Source organism: Pseudomonas sp. NFX224, assembly GCF_048565165.1.
In the GTDB taxonomy this organism is placed as follows: Bacteria; Pseudomonadota; Gammaproteobacteria; order Pseudomonadales; family Pseudomonadaceae; genus Aquipseudomonas.
On record NZ_CP183416.1, the window covers coordinates 342,184 to 359,434 of the forward strand.

The 17,251-nt window shown below is 60.8% G+C and carries 16 protein-coding genes; 3 read left to right on the plus strand and 13 right to left on the minus strand.

The window, feature by feature from the left end; all coding sequences use genetic code 11:
- The first annotated feature begins 46 nt into the window (after positions 1-46).
- Entirely contained in the window at positions 47-2,407 is a 2,361-nt protein-coding gene (locus ACNYC6_RS01460; RefSeq protein WP_419710748.1) for a tetratricopeptide repeat protein, read from the plus strand.
- Positions 2,408-2,476: 69 nt separating this feature from the next.
- Here ACNYC6_RS01460 and ACNYC6_RS01465 read toward each other — a convergent pair whose 3' ends face one another.
- Both ACNYC6_RS01465 and ACNYC6_RS01470 read right to left on the minus strand, forming a co-directional pair.
- Entirely contained in the window at positions 2,477-2,959 is a 483-nt protein-coding gene (locus tag ACNYC6_RS01465) for a DUF934 domain-containing protein (RefSeq protein ID WP_419710749.1), read from the minus strand.
- Positions 2,956-4,629, minus strand: a complete 1,674-nt coding sequence (locus ACNYC6_RS01470) for a nitrite/sulfite reductase (protein ID WP_419710750.1) — start codon at positions 4,627-4,629, stop codon at positions 2,956-2,958. Before ACNYC6_RS01470 ends, ACNYC6_RS01465 begins: the two co-directional genes overlap by 4 nt.
- A gap of 258 nt (positions 4,630-4,887) precedes the next feature.
- Between ACNYC6_RS01470 and ccoN the strand changes: the two genes are divergently transcribed.
- On the plus strand, positions 4,888-6,315 hold the full coding sequence (gene ccoN, locus ACNYC6_RS01475; RefSeq protein ID WP_419710751.1) for a cytochrome-c oxidase, cbb3-type subunit I: 1,428 nt from the start codon (positions 4,888-4,890) through the stop codon (positions 6,313-6,315).
- On the plus strand, positions 6,315-6,536 hold the full coding sequence (locus ACNYC6_RS01480) for a cbb3-type cytochrome c oxidase subunit 3 (protein ID WP_419710752.1): 222 nt from the start codon (positions 6,315-6,317) through the stop codon (positions 6,534-6,536). The genes ccoN and ACNYC6_RS01480 overlap by 1 nt, the downstream gene beginning before the upstream one ends.
- Positions 6,537-6,556: 20 nt before the next feature.
- Here ACNYC6_RS01480 and ACNYC6_RS01485 read toward each other — a convergent pair whose 3' ends face one another.
- From ACNYC6_RS01485 to ACNYC6_RS01535, 11 genes are all read right to left on the minus strand, one after another.
- Entirely contained in the window at positions 6,557-7,051 is a 495-nt protein-coding gene (locus ACNYC6_RS01485; RefSeq protein ID WP_419710753.1) for a hypothetical protein, read from the minus strand.
- Between the two features lie 105 nt (positions 7,052-7,156).
- Entirely contained in the window at positions 7,157-7,675 is a 519-nt protein-coding gene (locus tag ACNYC6_RS01490) for a GNAT family N-acetyltransferase (RefSeq protein ID WP_419710754.1), read from the minus strand.
- A 106-nt stretch (positions 7,676-7,781) separates the two neighbouring features.
- Positions 7,782-8,762, minus strand: coding sequence for a LysR family transcriptional regulator (locus ACNYC6_RS01495; protein WP_419710755.1), 981 nt, complete (start codon positions 8,760-8,762; stop codon positions 7,782-7,784).
- Positions 8,763-8,824: 62 nt separating this feature from the next.
- Complete coding sequence (locus ACNYC6_RS01500; RefSeq protein WP_419710756.1) at positions 8,825-9,775, minus strand: peptidylprolyl isomerase; 951 nt, start codon at positions 9,773-9,775, stop codon at positions 8,825-8,827.
- Positions 9,772-10,242: a YbjN domain-containing protein gene (locus ACNYC6_RS01505; protein ID WP_419710757.1), complete on the minus strand. Its 471-nt coding sequence runs from the start codon at positions 10,240-10,242 to the stop codon at positions 9,772-9,774. The genes ACNYC6_RS01500 and ACNYC6_RS01505 overlap by 4 nt, the downstream gene beginning before the upstream one ends.
- Before the next feature lie 19 nt (positions 10,243-10,261).
- The gene (locus ACNYC6_RS01510) at positions 10,262-10,891 is read right to left on the minus strand and encodes a DNA repair protein (RefSeq protein WP_419710758.1); all 630 of its coding nucleotides are present in this window, start codon (positions 10,889-10,891) and stop codon (positions 10,262-10,264) included.
- Positions 10,892-10,908: 17 nt separating this feature from the next.
- Entirely contained in the window at positions 10,909-12,612 is a 1,704-nt protein-coding gene (locus tag ACNYC6_RS01515; protein ID WP_419710759.1) for a putative porin, read from the minus strand.
- Positions 12,613-12,651: 39 nt separating this feature from the next.
- On the minus strand, positions 12,652-13,350 hold the full coding sequence (locus ACNYC6_RS01520) for an energy transducer TonB family protein (RefSeq protein WP_419710760.1): 699 nt from the start codon (positions 13,348-13,350) through the stop codon (positions 12,652-12,654).
- Between the two features lie 2 nt (positions 13,351-13,352).
- Positions 13,353-13,778: an ExbD/TolR family protein gene (locus ACNYC6_RS01525; protein ID WP_419710761.1), complete on the minus strand. Its 426-nt coding sequence runs from the start codon at positions 13,776-13,778 to the stop codon at positions 13,353-13,355.
- 11 nt (positions 13,779-13,789) lie between these two features.
- Positions 13,790-15,589 (minus strand): DUF2341 domain-containing protein, encoded by a 1,800-nt coding sequence (locus ACNYC6_RS01530; protein WP_419710762.1) that lies wholly within the window; start codon positions 15,587-15,589, stop codon positions 13,790-13,792.
- A gap of 18 nt (positions 15,590-15,607) precedes the next feature.
- The gene (locus tag ACNYC6_RS01535; RefSeq protein ID WP_419710763.1) at positions 15,608-17,203 is read right to left on the minus strand and encodes a ShlB/FhaC/HecB family hemolysin secretion/activation protein; all 1,596 of its coding nucleotides are present in this window, start codon (positions 17,201-17,203) and stop codon (positions 15,608-15,610) included.
- Between the last annotated feature and the right edge of the window lie 48 nt (positions 17,204-17,251).

Below are 17,251 nucleotides of genomic sequence, written 5' to 3' on the forward strand. Positions count from 1 at the left end.
AGAACGCGCGCCTGACGGCAAACGCACCTGGACTACGGAAGTCGCAATGCCGAAACATAAAAATAAAGCTGTAAACCCAAACCCTGATTCGCGTCCCAACCTGAAGAGTCGCTACCTGTTCCCCGTCACCATTGGCGCCCTGCTCCTGGCCGTCGCCGGTATCGGCTGGTTTCTGCTCAGCAGCACACCGGCTCCCGTGACCTATGCGCCGACCATTGCGCCCGCTGCGCAACCGGCCAAACCGCAACCCCAACCGGTTGCCCTGGCGCCGGCAAAAATGGTCGACGAGCAACAATGCCAGGGTTGCCACAGTGCCCAGGTCAAGGACTGGCAAGGCTCGCATCACCAATTGGCGATGCAGGAAGCCAACGCTGAAACCATGCTCGGTGATTTCAACAACGTCACCTTCAAGGCGGAAAACGAAACCACCCGTTTCTCGCGCAAGAACGACGGTTTCTGGGTTAATACGCCCGGCATCGATGGCAAGAACGCCGACTTCAAGGTCGCCTATACCTTTGGCATTGCACCGTTGCAGCAGTATCTGATCGAGGTTGGCGAGGGCCGCCTGCAAGCTCTCGGCGTGGCCTGGGATGCTGAGAAACATCGCTGGTTTCATCTCTATCCGGGCCAGGGCGTGACCTTCAAGGACCCGCTGCACTGGAGCAAACCGAGCCAGAACGCCAACTTCATGTGCGTCGAGTGCCACACCACAGGCTACAAACGTAATTTCGATGCGGCCAAAAATACCTTCGACAGCCAGTGGAACAGTCTCGGCGTCGGCTGTCAGGCCTGCCATGGCCCGGCGTCCAACCACCTTGAATGGACGGCGAAAAAAACCGACCTGATCCATGCCGGTTTCGCCGTAGACCTCAAGGACAAGAACGCCACCGTCGAGATCGAAACCTGCGCCCGCTGCCATTCCCGTCGCGCGCCGCTGGGCGATGGATTTACCGTCGGCAACCGGCTGATGGATGACTATTTGCCAAGCACCCTGACCCGCGAACTGTATGCGCTGGACGGCAAGATCAAGGATGAGGTGTTTGAACACGGCTCGTTTGCTCAGAGCAAAATGTTCGACAAGGGTGTGCGCTGCAGCAACTGCCACAACCCCCACAGCACTCAACTCAAGGCGCCGGGCAACGGCGTTTGCCTGCAATGCCACAACACGGCGGGCAAGACTTCAGTGGAAGGTGTCGACGGCAAAGGCCTGCAAGCAAAAAACTACGACTCCATCGAACACACCCGCCACACCATGGGCCAACCGGGTTCGCAGTGCATCGATTGTCACATGCCCGGCAAGTTCTACATGGGCAATGATTTCCGCCACGACCACAGCTTCAGCATTCCCAACCCCGAACGGGCGAAGAAACTCGGTACGCCGGACGCCTGCCTGACTTGCCACCAAGGCAAGGCCGGCGACAAGGTTACTGAGCAGTTCACGCTGTGGAACAGCACCAGTACGGTGCAAGCCCCGCGCTACGACGAAAGCCTGTGGCTGATCCGCAACGGCCAGCCCGGGGCGGCGCAAGCCTTGTATGAGCAGCTGCAACGCAGCAACCTGCCGGCGATTCAACGGGCGACCCTGCTGACCGAGTTGCCAATGTATCCAAGTGAACAAGCGCTGAAGCTGGCCACCAAGGACTTGAGCAATTCCGCACCGCAAGTGCGTGAAAGCGCCGTGCGGGCGATCAGCGCATTCCTGCCGCCACCGGAGCGTGCACCGCTGCTGACGCCGTTGCTGAGCGACCCGGTAAAAGCCGTACGCATTGCGGCGGCCCGGGACTTGCTCAGCGTGGCGCGCAACGGCTTGGGCACTGCGCAAGACAGCTTTAATACCGCCATCGGCGAATACGAAGCGGTGCAGAAGAGCCTCGCCGAACGCGCCGAAGCCAATCTCAACCTGGCCATGCTGTATCAGGCCAATGGCCGCAGCGGCGAGGTCGAAGGTCTGCTGCGCACCGCACTCCAGCGTGACCCGGATTTCTACCCGGCATTGGTGACGCTGGTGCAGTGGCTGGAAGCCAATGGCCGCAGCGCAGAGGCTCAGGCGCTACTCGCACAAAGCCTGAAGGAACACCCGGACGCCGCCCTGCTGCAGCACACCCAGGGCTTGTCGCTGGTACGTGCCGGCAAAGCGGATCAGGCCATGCCATACCTGCGCAAAGCCGCGCAACTGGAGCCGCAGAGTCCGCAGTACGGTTACGTTCTGGCCGTAGCGCTGCACGACAGCGGCAAGATTGATCAAGCCTGTGAAGAGCTGGAACGGCTGTTGAAAGTACAGCCGGCCAACCGCAACGCGCGGTTGTCACTGATCCAGTACTACCTGAATAACGGGCAGGAACCCAAGGCTCAGGTGCTGTTGCAGGGCTGGAAGAAGATGAACATGGGGGATCCGGCGTTGAAGTAATCGAGGCAGCACCAAAAGATCGCAGCCTGCGGCAGGCATTGCCGCGGCTGCGATCTTTTGATCTTGTTGCTATAAGCGCCGCCGAAACAACGGCCGCGGCTCAATCACCGAACGCCCGTACAACACGCTCATCCCCACCAGCCCCTTCAACGCATCTTCCGCGGATTTGTCTTCACGCACCGCGAAACTGTCGAAACCGCACTGACGCATGTGGCTGAGCTGATCGCGCAGCACATCGCCGATGGCGCGCAATTCGCCGGTCCAACCCAATCGAGTGCGCAACAGATACGCCTGGCTATATCCGCGACCATCGCGAAAACTCGGGAAGTCCAGGGCGATCAAGGGCAGTTGGGCAATCCATGGTTTGAGGTTTTCCACCTCATCGTCCGGCCCCAGCCATACAGCCTGTTGCTGCGGGTTTTCCAACCAACGGCTCAGCGGCAGTATCACTGCACCTTCGGGCAACGGTGCTTGCGGGTCACGCACGAGCGTCCACGGATCATCCGCAACAATCCCAGCCACGCCCTCTTCCAGCCGCAACAGATTGTTCATGCCGACACCTCAAGCACTTTCGGGTAAACCGCTTCCTTGAACGGCTCCAGCCCGATTCGCTGGAAGGCATCGACGAACAGTTCTTCGCGCTCGCGATAGCGCACGAAGGTGTCGACGATCTGCTCGATCACATCCGGTACTTCGGCGGCGCTGAAGGACGGGCCGATGACCTTGCCCAATGCGCTGTTCTTGCCCTGAGAGCCACCGAGGGTGATCTGATACCACTCGCTGCCGTTCTTATCGACACCAAGAATGCCGATGTTGCCAATGTGATGGTGACCGCAGGCGTTCATGCAACCGGAGATGTTGAGGCTGATGTCACTCAGGTCATGCAGGTAGTCGAGATCTTCGAAGCGAGCCTGAATAGCCTGGGCGATGGGAATCGACTTGGCGTTGGCCAGCGCGCAGAAATCACCACCGGGACAGGCAATGATATCGGTGAGCAAGCCCACGTTGGCGCTGCCCAGGTTGTGTTCGCAGGCCAGGCGCCACAACACGAACAGGTCGGCCTTGGGCACATCCGGCAGGACGATATTCTGTTCGTGGGCAATGCGGATTTCACCGAAACCGAAGCGCTCGGACCACTGCGCCACCGCCTCCATTTGCACGTCAGTGACATCGCCCGGCGGCGCAGACTCGCCCGGTTTGGTCGACAACACCACGCTGGCGTAGCCCGATACCTTGTGCGGCTGTACGTTACGCAGCACCCAGCGGGCAAATGCCGGGTGTTCGGACAGTTGCGTGCCGAAATCAAGGTTGGTGTGGGCCAGCTCGCGGTATGGCGGTGCGACGAAGGCACTGGCCACGCGCTCGTATTCGCCTTCGGTCAGTTGCGCCGGGCCGTCCCTGAGGTACTGCCACTCCTCCTCCACTTCCCGGGCGAAGGCCTCGATGCCCAACGCCTTGACCAGGATTTTGATCCGCGCCTTGTACTTGTTGTCCCGCCGGCCATGACGGTTGTACACCCTCAGCACCGCCTCGACATAAGACAACAGATGCTGCCACGGCAAATCTTCACGGATTTGCAAACCCAGGATCGGCGTGCGCCCCAGACCACCGCCAACGATCACCCGCATCAGCATTTGCCCATCGTCGCCGGGATAAAGATAGAGGCCGATGTCATGCATCATGATCGCCGCGCGATCCTGCTCGGCCGAGCAGATGGCGATCTTGAACTTGCGCGGCAGGTACAGGAATTCCGGGTTGATGGTCGACCACTGCCGCAGAATTTCCGCCAGCGGTCGCGGGTCGATCATTTCATCCGCCGCGACCCCGGCAAAGGCTTCGGTGGTGATGTTGCGCACGCAGTTGCCAGAGGTCTGGATCGCGTGCATTTCCACCTGGGCCAGGCGTTCGAGGATGTCCGGCACCTGAGCCAGTTCGATCCAGTTGAACTGCATGTTCTGCCGGGTGGTGAAGTGGCCGTAGCCGCGATCGTAGTCCCGGGCGATGCTCGCCAGCGTCCGCATCTGCCGGGCACTCAAGGTGCCGTAGGGAATCGCCACCCGCAGCATGTAGGCGTGCTTTTGCATGTACAGGCCATTTTGCAGGCGCAGCGGCAGGAACTCTTCTTCGCTCAGCTCGCCAGCCATGAAGCGCTCGACCTGATCGCGAAACTGCGCAACCCGTTCGAACACCAGCGCCCGGTCGTAATCATCGTATTGATACATGTCGCTACCTCATCAGGGTTGATCGCATTCCCTTCGCGTTGCTCGGCAGCTGCTACGGGTGTGTGGTGCTGACTTTGAACCTGCGGCGCAGCACGTTACAGATTCACCTGAACGTTATAAAACCGTATCAGTACGCAGCCGACAGCAGCGGGCATGAGAAAAATCTGATCTGCATAAATGAAATTTCCCTGAGCCTGTTTTGTTTCCGGTCAGATTTTTACAGTGCAACACGACTTTGCAACCGTGGAAGCATTGACCATGAGCACAACAACGATCGGACAGGCCTACAACTACAAGGTCGTCCGCCAATTCATCGTGGCGACCGTGTTCTGGGGCGTCGTGGGGATGGCGATGGGCGTGTGGATCGCCTCGCAACTGGTGTGGCCGGAGATGAACCTGGACCTGCCGTGGACCACCTTCGGCCGCTTGCGACCGCTGCACACCAGCCTGGTGATTTTCGGGTTCGCCGGCAGTGCGCAGTTCGCCGCCAGTTACTACGCGGTGCAACGTACTTGCCAGGTACGGCTGTTCTCGGACACGCTGGCTGCGTTCACCTTCTGGGGCTGGCAGTCAGTCATCGTGATCATGCTGATCAGCCTGCCGTTGGGTTACACCACCACCAAGGAATACGCCGAGATCGAGTTCACCGGCGCGGTGTGGATGACCGTGGTCTGGGTGGCCTACGCCATCGTGTTCTTCACCACCGTGGTGCAACGCAAGACCAGGCACATCTACGTCGGCAACTGGTTCTTCGGCGCGTTCATCGTGGTGATCGCCATGCTGCATGTGGTCAATCATCTGTCGATCCCGGTGGACTGGTTCAAGTCCTATCCGGTGTATTCCGGGGCCACCGATGCCATGCTGCAGTGGTGGTACGGGCACAACGCCGTGGGCTTTTTTCTCACCACCGGGTTCCTCGGGATGATGTATTACTTCGTGCCGAAACAGGTCGGACGGCCGGTGTATTCCTATCGCCTGTCGATCGTGCATTTCTGGGCGTTGATCACCCTGTACATCTGGGCCGGTCCGCACCATTTGCACTACACCGCGCTGCCGGACTGGGCGCAGTCGCTGGGCATGGCCATGTCGCTGATCCTGCTGGCGCCGAGCTGGGGCGGGATGATTAACGGCATGATGACCCTCTCGGGTGCCTGGCATAAATTGCGCAGCGACCCGATCCTGCGTTTTCTGGTGCTGTCGCTGGCCTTCTACGGCATGTCGACCTTCGAAGGACCGATGATGGCGATCAAGACCGTCAACGCCCTCTCCCACTACACCGACTGGACCATCGGCCACGTGCACGCCGGTGCTTTGGGTTGGGTGGCGATGATCACCTTCGGCGCGACGTACCACATGGTGCCGAAGGTCTTTGGCCGCGAGCAGATGCACAGCACGCCGCTGATCAACGCGCACTTCTGGCTGGCGACCATCGGCACGGTGCTGTACATCGCCTCGATGTGGGTCAACGGCATTACCCAGGGCCTGATGTGGCGCGCAATCAACGACGACGGCACGCTGACTTACTCCTTCGTCGAAGCCTTGCAGGCCAGCCATCCAGGGTTTGTGGTGCGGTTTACCGGTGGCGTGTTTTTCCTCAGCGGCATGTTGCTGATGGCGTACAACGTATGGCGAACGGTGCGGGTTGCGGATGTGTCGATGGCCGAACGTGAGGCACAGATAGCCTGATGACTGAAGTCATATTGAACATTCTGGGCGTGGCATTTTTGTGGTTCGCCATCGAGTACTGCCTGCGCCACCAGAGCGTCGAAAGCCTGGACGACGCCAGTCTGATCCCGTTTGCCGATGACCCGGAAGTAGCAAAGCGGGTGGAGTTGGCGACGGGCAAGACGGTGAAGGTAGTTGCGCCTGAAGAGCCAAACCCGGGGTGGGGCAACCTCGAAATCTGAGGCTCGCTCCTACCGGGGGTTTAGCTGCGATCGCGGGGAATCAGGCTTTGCAGTTGCTGCGCCAGAAAGTTCGCGTCGAACGCAAAAGTATCCGGGTCCTTCAGGCCATTGGTCTTGCGCCACTGCCAGCTCGTGGCCGGCGGCAGGCACACGAGCGACACACTGCCAACGCGTGCGCCGGTAAACCCCGTCACTGCCACGGAAATCAGCCCGCCGACACCCATCACATCCGGCACGAAATCCACCGGTTTGCCGGCGATCAGGATGCTCAGCTTTTCGGTCTTGAAAGTCGATGTCTCGACCGGAGCACTCGGCCCCGACGCGACATACGCTTCACGGCTGACCTCCAGCAGATGCGGTGCCAGTACGGGCGCCAGCCACTGCTGGATCTGATCGAACAATTCGCCAATGCGCGTCGCCCATTCGGCCGACTGCGACTCGAACAGCTGTTTCTTGTGCACTTCGCTTTCTGCGTAGTGACGAAGCATCTCGCCCAGTTGCTGTACGTCGTCCATTGCGCTGTTCCTTTGATTGAAGCCGTGCTGCGAACCTTGAGCATGGCAGAAGCGCGTTGCCGACGTACGACTAAAAGCACGAACGGCGCTGGCATTCGTCCCGTATCAGGCAGCCTTGGGTCGACGCAGTCGCGCCATGCTCAAGCTATCCACCCAGACACCGTCTCGCACGGCGTAGTCGCGCAGCAATCCTTCGGTTTCAAAACCGAACTTGCGATACAACCCGATTGCGGCCTCATTATCGGCGTACACCGACAGCTCGACCCGGTGCAGGTTCATCCAGTTGTCAGCGATGTCCAGGGCTGCCGCCAGCAGTTTGGAACCGACGCCCTTGCCCTGCCACGCTTGCGCGACGCCCATTCCGAAACTGCCGGCATGGCTACGACGAACACGTGAAAACTGTTCCAGCGTGAGGCTGCCGATCACGGTGCCTTGATGCAGCGCCACCAGTTGCATCACCCGCTCGTTGTCCGAGACCAGGCGCTTGCGCCAGATATCGCTGGTGGGAAATGGCAACTGCAGCGTTTGACGGGCAACCACCGGCTCGTTGTAAAGCGCGGTGATGCCTTCGATATGGGACTCGTTGAGGCGTTCGAGGGTAATGACAGCATCAGTGGCAGGCATGGGTGTTTCATCCTTGAGGCAGACATGGCCGTTCACTGTATCTCGCAAACCTCAAAGCTGGCGAGCGCCCTGTGGGAGCGAGCAGGTTCGCACATTTTTATCGGGGTCAGCCCTCAAACCACTCCCGTCGCTCCTCGAACGTGCTGAGGATCAACTCAACAATCATCTGCACCTGCGCCTCATCCCGGGACTCGGCATTCACCGCCAACCACACCTGACGCTGCATCGGCTGACTGAACAACCCCGGCAGTTCGATCAGGCCGCGATCGAAGCGGCCCATGTATTGCGGCAACAGGCCGATGCAAGCGCTGCAACGGATCATCTCCAGCATCAGTTCATAGGAGTGCAACTGCACCACGCCGGCCAGGCGCTGATCCACCAGCGCGTTCCACGGCCGGAAACTCTCGATCTGCCGGTCATGCTGCCATTGCACCAACAGGAAATCGACGAGGTCATCGAGCGTTTCCGGGCGTGATGTCACACGCGAATAGCGCTTGGCGATGTGCGGTTGGTAGTCCAGAAGCGCCAGCGGTTGGGGCTTGCTGGTGGAAAAACTCGGGCCGGGCACTGGCGATTCGGTCCCGGCCAGCCAGAGCACCACATCGGCGCTGATGGCTTGCAGGGACAAATCGCTGTCGATCGAGATGATGTCCAGGCGCACGCTGGCGTTGCGGCGCAACAACGAAACCAGATCGCGCCCGAGGATGTCGTGCAGAATGGTTTCCGCCACGGCCAGTCGAATCAGCGGTTGTTCGACTACCGGCAACGTGCGCTCATGAGTCAAGGCAATCAAGCGGGCATGTAACTGCTGGCCATCACGACTGAGGGTCAGTGAGCTGTCTTTGAACATGAACAGCGTCCTTTGCAGTTGTTCCTCCAGTTGGGCGAGGAGTTTGCGCAGGATGGTCGGCCGGACATTGAGGCTGCGGGCAGCCTGCATGAAACAGCCACAGCGTGCGCTGACCAGAAAATACTGCACCACCTCGACATCGATCCCCGCAGCCTGCGCCAGCCACGACTCGGATTTGGCATCCGGGGATCGGTAGTCGGCGACACTCCGAGGTCCTGCTGATTCGGTCAATGACATCGATGACTCCCTGTCGATCTTTGTTGGTATACGGCGATGCCTCAACGTGCCCGGCCCTACAGTTACTGGTCTTTTGCATCAAGGATTTTGTTGAGTTCGGCACCGTCGATGCTCAGCGTAGCCGTGTTGAGCATGCCTTCCAGGTAGGCCTTGGCGATCTGTTCCTGACGTTGGGCACGCAAGGCCTGGGTCAGACGCTCGCGCAGTTCGTCCAGCGTGGCTACCCGCGCCGGCTGCAACTCGGTGAGCTTGATCACATGGAAGCCTGCCGAACTCTGCACCGGCTCGGACACGGCACCAACCTTGAGTCGCGAAACCGCACCGCGTACTTCCGGCACCAGTTGCGCCAGCGGTTGCAACCCGGTGTCACCACCGCGCTCGGCGCTGGCGCGATCCTGCGAGTACTGCCCCGCCAACGCCGCAAAATCTGCCGGGGTGGCCTGGGCTTTGCGGCTCAGTTCCTGGGCTTGATTGCGCACGTTTTCGAGGTTCTGCGTATCGCTCACCCCGAGGAAGATCTGACTGACCCGGTACAACGCTGGCGTCACCCACTCTGACTTGCCTGCATCATAGGCTTGCTGCAATTCAGCGGCGCTCGGGTAATCCGCCGGCACCTGGCTGACTGACTGCAAGTAGTTGCGGAAGACGATCTGCTCGGTGGCAGCACGGGTTTGCTGCTCGACATCAGGGCGCTGGCGCCAGCCTTGGGCATCAGCCTGTTCGAGTACCGCTTTCTCGGCCAGGCGCGAGCGAATCCAGCTTTCCAGTGTCGCGCGATTGCCACGCAGTTGATCCCGGCTCTCCGCTGGCAAGGACGCCAGCAATGCCTTGAGTTCTTCGCTGGCGACCTGCTGATTGCCGAGTCGCGCCACTGCTGGTTCATTCGTTACCGCCAGCGATTTTACCGGTTGCGGTGCCGCCACCGGATCGTTCCCCGGTCGCAAACCCGCAACCACCGCAACTACCACTACGGCCAGCGCCCCTGCGCTGGCCACTACCGTGCGCTTCTTCACAGGGCTGCAACCTCTTGCTCTGTAGTTTCAGCCTGGGCCTGCAACTGCGCCGCGTTCTGGCTGTAGTCGCGCAGGTAAACGATGAACTCCTGCAACAGGCGATCCCACAGTTCCAGATTGCCGCGCAGGTAATCGGCGCTGACACCGGCGGCCACCACCACGTCCATTTCCATCACCAGGAATTCACCTTGCACCGATAACCGGGCAAACCGACGCGAGGCATTCCACAGTTCCGCCAGCCCGGCCGGCAAGTCACCTTGCACGCGCAAGGCGCAGCTGAAGGTGAAGTCGACATAAGTGCCCTGCTCCGTCGCCAGATTGCCGAAACGCACGGCATAGCCGATGCCCTGACTCGCGCTGAGCAATTGCACGATGCCATTCTGATCGGTTTGATTAACGCGATAGCCGGCGGCTTGCAGCACTTCGGTCAGCGATTGTGGCGATACGTGAGCGATCAATTGAGTCATGTGAAGTTCTTCCCTGTTTTCAGTGAGTGACCGCCGCCTGAGGCGCGTCGAATTGAGTCTTGTAGAGCTCGTCGCCAAAGCCCTGGGCCAGTTCTTCGAACTTGACCCGGGCAGTGCCGGCGAACGGTTGGCGAATCTTCATCACCTCGGCGACGTCGATTTTTTCATACGCCGCGAGGATCTCTTTGGCCACGCCATACATCTGTTGATTCTTGACCGAACATTGCTGCATTTGTGTGTCACGTTCAGTCAATTGCGCTTCGAGTCGGGCGCGTTCGGTTTCTTTACCGCGAGCCATCACCAACAGTTCGTCGTAAGCCTTTTTGAACTTGCCGATCTGCTCGTTGCTGGCCGCCACTTGTGCCTGGGCCTGGCTGTGCAAACTGTCTTGCTGGCTCGCCAGTTGCTCAGCCGCGCCCTTGTATTTGGCCAGCTCAGCGGTCAATTGCTTGATCTGCGCCTGAGCGGCCTTGGCTTCGGCTTGCGCCGCGACCTGTGCGGCACTGGCCTGGGCCTGCTGGCTTTGCAAGGCTTGCAACTGTTGGGTGGTGCTGCGCAATTGCGTGCGCAAGCGTTCCTCCATGCCTTCGGCGCTCGCCCCTTGAGCCACCAGCGCTCCCAGGGCAAACAACAGGATTTTTCTGTTCATCAAGCTCTCCCTGCGCCTTAGAAGCGCGTGTTGATCTCAAGCTGCAAGACGTCGATATCAAACGGCGCGCCGTACACCGCTTCTGAGCTCAGCCAGCGACCGGAGGCATAGACGTTCTTGGCCAGACCGTAGTTGCCGCCCAGGAAGTAACCCTTGGCATTGGTGCCGCCCAGGTGGAACGAGGAATCGTTGAAACCGTCCGGCAAGGCATCCGGCTGGATGTACTTGTAGCCGGCGAACAGGTTCCAGTCGCCCTGCTTCCTCATGTCCAGGGCGCTGCCGAGGGTGAATTGCACCATCCACGCATTCGCGCCGCTTTCGATGTCGCCATCGCTGTCGAGGTTGTTGACGATCTGTCCCGCCGCGCGCTTGCGCATGTCGCCTTCGTCGTAGCCCAGGTTGTGCACGTAATTGGCCTGGCTGCGCAGTTTGAAGTCTTCCGGCAAGTCGCTGTCCCAGACAAAGTTCAGGTCCAGCAGGTTGAACTCCGAGGCCAGGCCGACGTATTGCGGTTGTGGCGTGGTCGCCGGGCTGAGCGGGTTCGGCGTGATGTCGCGCAGCAAGAACACGGTGTTGCCCTTCTGCATAAAGGCCGAACGACTGCCGTCGGAGTCGCAGCCCGGCGCGCCGGCCCACGGTTCGCAAGGGCTGGAGCGCTGGCCTTCGATGTCGTCGAAGCGGTAGTAGGCCAACGCTCCTTTGAGGCGGTTGCTGGAGTTGATGGCCCAGTTGGTGCCGATCTGCGCACCGAACAGCCATTTGTTGTCGCTCTCTTCCTTGTCGAAGCCGTTGCTGGAGCTGGTGTCGTTGGTGTACTCGATCGGGAATGCACCGACGGTGCCGAACATGCCCCAATCGCGGTTGAGCTTGTGGTCGAACATCGCCGCGATACCGTCGAAGTTCAGCTCGTTGGAATACAGCACGTCCGTGGAGAAGAACGGGTTGGTGAAGCGGCCACCGGTCAGGGTCAACTCGTTGGTGGCTTTCCAGGTCAGGTAGCCCTGATCGAGCCAGATGTCTTTCTTGCCAAAGCCACCACCGAGGGTCTGGGTGGTCGACACCGGACTGTTGTCGGAACCGGTGCCAATGCGAATACCGGCGGTCCAGTCCGGCGCGATCACCGCTTTCATACCGAGGCGCGCACGCAAGCGCAGCAGGTTTTCGCGGTCTTCGCGGGTGTTGAGCAACGGCGGCAGGCTGGTGCTGCTGTTGGGGTTCACGTCGTACGGGCCGTTGTTGTTGAGCTTGGCGAAGTCGACGATTTCGTTACTGTTGGTGCCCGAGTAGTAGCGCGATTCGTCCCGCAGGCGAATATCGCCGTCGAAGCTGACCCGCGACACCCAGTCCGGGAACGTGTTGGGCTGTGCCCAGTTTTCCTGCTTGGCGGTGGCCATGACCTCAGCCTTGACCTGATCGCGGATCTGGTCGCGCACGACGGCCGGCACGTACTGCACACGCACATCGCCCGGTGCGGCGGCCGGGCCGCTGGCGGCAACGGCGGTCGGTGCGGAAGCGGTTCTACGGGCCTGATCCGCCTCGCTCTGGGCCTGGGCGATCAACTTGTCGGCCTTGTCCTGTTTCAACACGCCTTGCTCCACCAGCAAGCGGATCAGATTGATCGTGGCGTTTTCCGAGGGCGCAGGCGCTGCCACGGCCTGACCGACCAGGGTCGCAATGACCATGCCGACCGCCAGGGACAATCGATTCACATTGGAAATCATCTGCACACAACTCCTTATGGCAAAGCTTTGATAATGGGGTTAACCCGGACGCCGCCCTTGCAGGGACACACGCAGAGGTACAGTGAAAGAAGCTGGAGGCCGCTGGTTCATGCGCGGCGCACTACGAAGGGCTGCGAGTATTTGCGCGTCGACTTCGGCGTTGCCGCTGGACTGGGCCAGCTCGACCCGCGAGATGTCGCCTGAACTGCTCATCCATACGTCGACCTGCGCCTTGTAGGCCTGATTGCGCAGGTACGGGTTTTCCCGCAGCAAGCGCTGAAAGCTGACGGCCATGAACTGGTTATACGTGCCGTTGCCCAGTCGCCCGCCACCGGAACCGGCCATGCCGCCTCCCTTGCCGACGGGAATGCCGCCTTGCGCGGTCTGCGCATTGGCGTCCATCTCCATCGGCTTGGCCAGGTCGTCTGCCGGCGATGGCGGGGCCTCTTCCTCCGGCTGAATTTCTTCGGGTTCGGGCGTCGGTTCCGGCTCGACGACTTTCTCTTCCACGGGAGGCTCCGGCTCCGGCGGTTTTTCCGGTGGCGGAGGCGGTGGTGGCGGCAGCGCAATGATGGTCGGCACCTTCGGCGCTTCGCGGCGAATGCCGCTCATGTCGTTGGCCCACTGCCAGAGAAACCAGGCGGCCAGACCGGCCACAATCAACCCGGCGCCCCATTTCACGACGCGCACGGGTGACTTCTTGACGGGTGACGGGCTGATGGGAAGTTGAGCAGTCATGGTCAGCCCTGTGTCGGTTTGCCGGTCACCAGACCGACTTGGGACAGTTCCAGACGGCGCAGCAGGTCCAGTACCTCGATGACTTTCTGGTACTGCACCGTGGCGTCGCCGCGCACGATCACCGGGAAGTCCGGGCTCTGGGCTTTCTCGATACGCAGTCGGTCTTCAAGTTCGGCCAACGTCACCGGATAGGCATCGAGGAACACCTGGCCACCGTCGTTGACCGAAATCGCCTTGGTCTTGGCTTCGGACAGCGACGCCGAGGCGCTGGCCTTGGGCAGGTTGATCTGGATACCGGAAACCTGCGCGGTGGCGGTGAGGATGAACATCACCAGCACCACCATCAGCACGTCCACCAGGGGCGTAATGTTGATGCTGTCCACTGCAGCGTCATCGTCATCGTCGTGGGAGGCATTTACGGAAGCCATGTCTGTGCTCCTCAGGCCGGTGCTTGGGCGTTGGTGTAGTTGCCGCGGCGATGGGCCGACTCACTGAACTGGCTTTCGCCGTGCATCTCCGCCAGGCGCGTGATGAACTCGTCGACGAACACACGCATGTCAGCGCTGACTTCTTTGTTGCGGGTGATCAGGCGGTTGTAGCCAAACAGTGCCGGGATCGCGACGAACAGGCCCATGGCGGTGGCCAGCAATGCGGCGGCCATGCCCGGTGCGATGGCGTTGATGTTGACGTCGCCGGCCATGGCCGTGCCGAGGAACACCACCATGATCCCCAGCACCGTACCGAGCAGGCCGATGTAAGGGCCGCCAGCGATGGCGTTGGACAGGGTCGAGAGTTTCGAGCTGAGCGCCTGGTTTTCCCGGGTGCGCACACCGTCCATGGAGCAGCGGATCGCTTCGATGGTGGCCGCCGAGACGGAAGACGTATCAGCGCCCTGCTCACGCCGGGTGCGGATTTCTTTCACCGCCACCTGGTACAGGCGCCACAGCGAAGAGTCGCGCAAACGCAGGGCGAGGTCCTGGTCATCGGCGAACATTTCCAGGCGCGTGCCGACGTTGGCGAACTGCTCGCGGAAGGCTTCGTTGGCCGCCGTCACACGGCTGACCATACGATTCTTGCGAATCATGATGAACCACGACTGGAACATCATCAGCACCAGCACCGCGATGATCACCCAGGCGTCCATCGGCACGGCGTTGAGCAAGAAGCCGAGACTGCCGAAGCCATAACCCGACTGCTCTTCATCGACGCCGTAAACCACCAGCTTCGACTCGGCGCCCTGGGACGTCGCATCGGCCAGCAACTGCGCAGCGGGACGAACGACCTTGGACAGGCGCAGCTCATCAATCGCACCGGCAAACGGCAAGTAATCGCTGGCAGACAGATCGGCGCCAATCGCCATGACCGAATTGAACGCCGGCATCGCCAACGCCAGGCTCGCCGTTTCGCGGCCGTTGACGTACAGCGAGACCTTGCTGCCTTCAGCGGTCAGCGCCAGGTGCTGCCATTGACCGGGGTTCAATGGCAGGGTCGACATCGCGCGCTGACCGTCGATTTCCACGAACGGCATGCCTTGGCTCAAACCGACCAACAGGCTTTGTTCGCCCTCACGACGGGCCAGAATCAATTGCTCGCCATTGGCCTGATCCAGTTTCAACCAGGCGCTGAAGGAGAACGCACTGCCTGCGTTGTGCTGCAACGATGGACTGGCAGGTAGCAATAATGGCTGGCCACTGAACTGCAAGGCACGACCGATGACCCCGTCGATGCTCGCACCGGTGGCGCTTTGCGCCGTGTTGCCGTAAGCAGTAGTGTCCTTGGCCGGCGTGCCGGTGGCGCCCTCAAAATGGTAGAGCGCGGTGTAGTTCGGATCGAACGTCAGTTGACCGTTGCCGGTGGCCGCCGACTTCTGATTGCCGTAGTACATCCAGATGTCCTGGCGCTGGGCGCCCTCCACTTTCGGCACATCGACCCAAACCAGCGCCATGCCCATCAGCGCATCGAAGCTTTCGATCTGATGGTTGAGCACGGTCTTGTCATCGGCGGCGACGAAACGCAGGTCCGAGCCGTCTTCCTTGACGCCGTCGAAGGTGAAGTTGCCGGTGTGCAGGCGCACCAGCAACGCGGTGCGGCCCAGTGCCTCGTTGATCGCCGCGCCTTGCGGTGTGGTGTCGACCGAGACCTGTTTGCGGTAATGCCAATCGTCCTGCCACCACGCCTGGGCGGTGGCCGGGAGCACGAAGCTCAGGCACATCAGGAAAGCCAGAAATATGCGCTGCATGAAAATGTCTCCGTAGGTTCAGAATGTCGCTTGCAGGTTGAAATGCAGGCGCGATTCCTGTTTCGAGGTATTCGGCCCTTCGAGCAGCGGGTAGCCCCAGTCGAGGCTGCCGGACAGCCATTTGCTCAAGCTCGCGCGGGTGCCCAGGCCAACACTGGCCAGGGCGTAATCGGCGTCTTGATCGGGAAGTTCGTCGCGCAGGTACAACTGGGCGCCTTCGGCGAAGGCATAGAAGCGCCATTCCTGCACGTAAGTGCCCAGGTACTTGGCGAGCGATGGCGTGCGCAGCTCCTGGCTCAACAGGTAGCCGTCGTCACCGGTGCGCTCGGCGGCGAGATAACCGCGTACCGACGTGGCGCCACCGGCAGAAAACTGCTCGTTGGAGACCAGCGGCCCCGAGGCGAGCTGGAACGACGCCTTGCTTGCGGTCTGCCAGTCGCTACCGAAGGTGTAGGTGTAATTGGTATCGCCCTTTAGCACCGCGAAACTGGGGCTGGCGCGATAGCGTTTGTAGTCGAAGTCTTCGTCGGAACTGCCGTAGCCCAGGAAGCTGCGGGTGCCCGCCACCAGGCTCAGGCCAAGGCCCAACTGTGAGCTTTCGGTGTAGCGAAAGCCGTTGTAGGCGAAGGTGAACGGCGCGTACTTGAGCGGCACCTTGTCGCTGTCACCGGCGAAATCAAGTTGCTCGTCGAAGTCCTTGAAGTCGATACCGGCCGACAGCGAGTTGGACCAGTTGCCGCTGTACGGCAACGTGTAGATCGCCGACACGCCGTAGGAATGGCCCTTGCCCAACACGTTGCTGCCGCCGATGGTCGCGACGTTGCTGTCAGACTGGTAACCGGCAAACTGCACACTCCAGCGCTCGCTGAGTGGCGCGGTGTAGGCGCCCGACCAGACCTTGGCGTTGGACGTCTCTTCAGGGGCGGTAAAGAACGTCAGCGACAGGCTGTGCCCTAACTGCCACAGGTTGTTGTAGCCAAGGCTGGCAACGCTGCGCAGCTTTTCGGTGTCGGCGCTGTAGTCGTTGTTCAGGCCGAGACTGGCCTGCCATGGGTCCTGATCCTCAACCTCCAGGTCGACGTCCATGGTGCCGGGGCGCTGGCCCTCGCGGACCAGCGGCATCACCTGGCGGCCAGGGTTCTTGTTGAGTTGTGCCAGTTCGGTTTGTACTTGGGCGAAGTCCGGCACCTGGCCTTCTTTCAGCGCCGGTACGTCGTCGCGAATTTCCACCGGCGAATAGTGCTTGGCGCCAACGACGCGAACCCGGCCGATTTTGGTCTCACTGACTTGCAGATAGACGATACCGTCCTCGACTTTCTGCTCAGGCAACTCAACGAACACCGATTGATAACCCTGGGCCTGATAAGCCTTCTGCAACGCATCGCGGGCGCCTTCGATATCGGCCAGCTGTTTCTGCGGACCGAGGAATGGATACACCGCTTCTTCGATCGTCCGGGCATCGAGCACGGTGTTGCCACGCACGAAGTATTCGTTGACGTCCACCGGCTTGGGCTCCAACAGCTCAGCGCTTTGTTCCGCCCACGCCGGCTGCGCGCCCGCCGTCACCAGCAGCCAGCCGCACAGCGCCAGCCGTGACTTGAAAAAATGATCCACATCACCCCCTGAATTCGAAAAACCGGTCGCCGTCTGCACTGCGGCAGA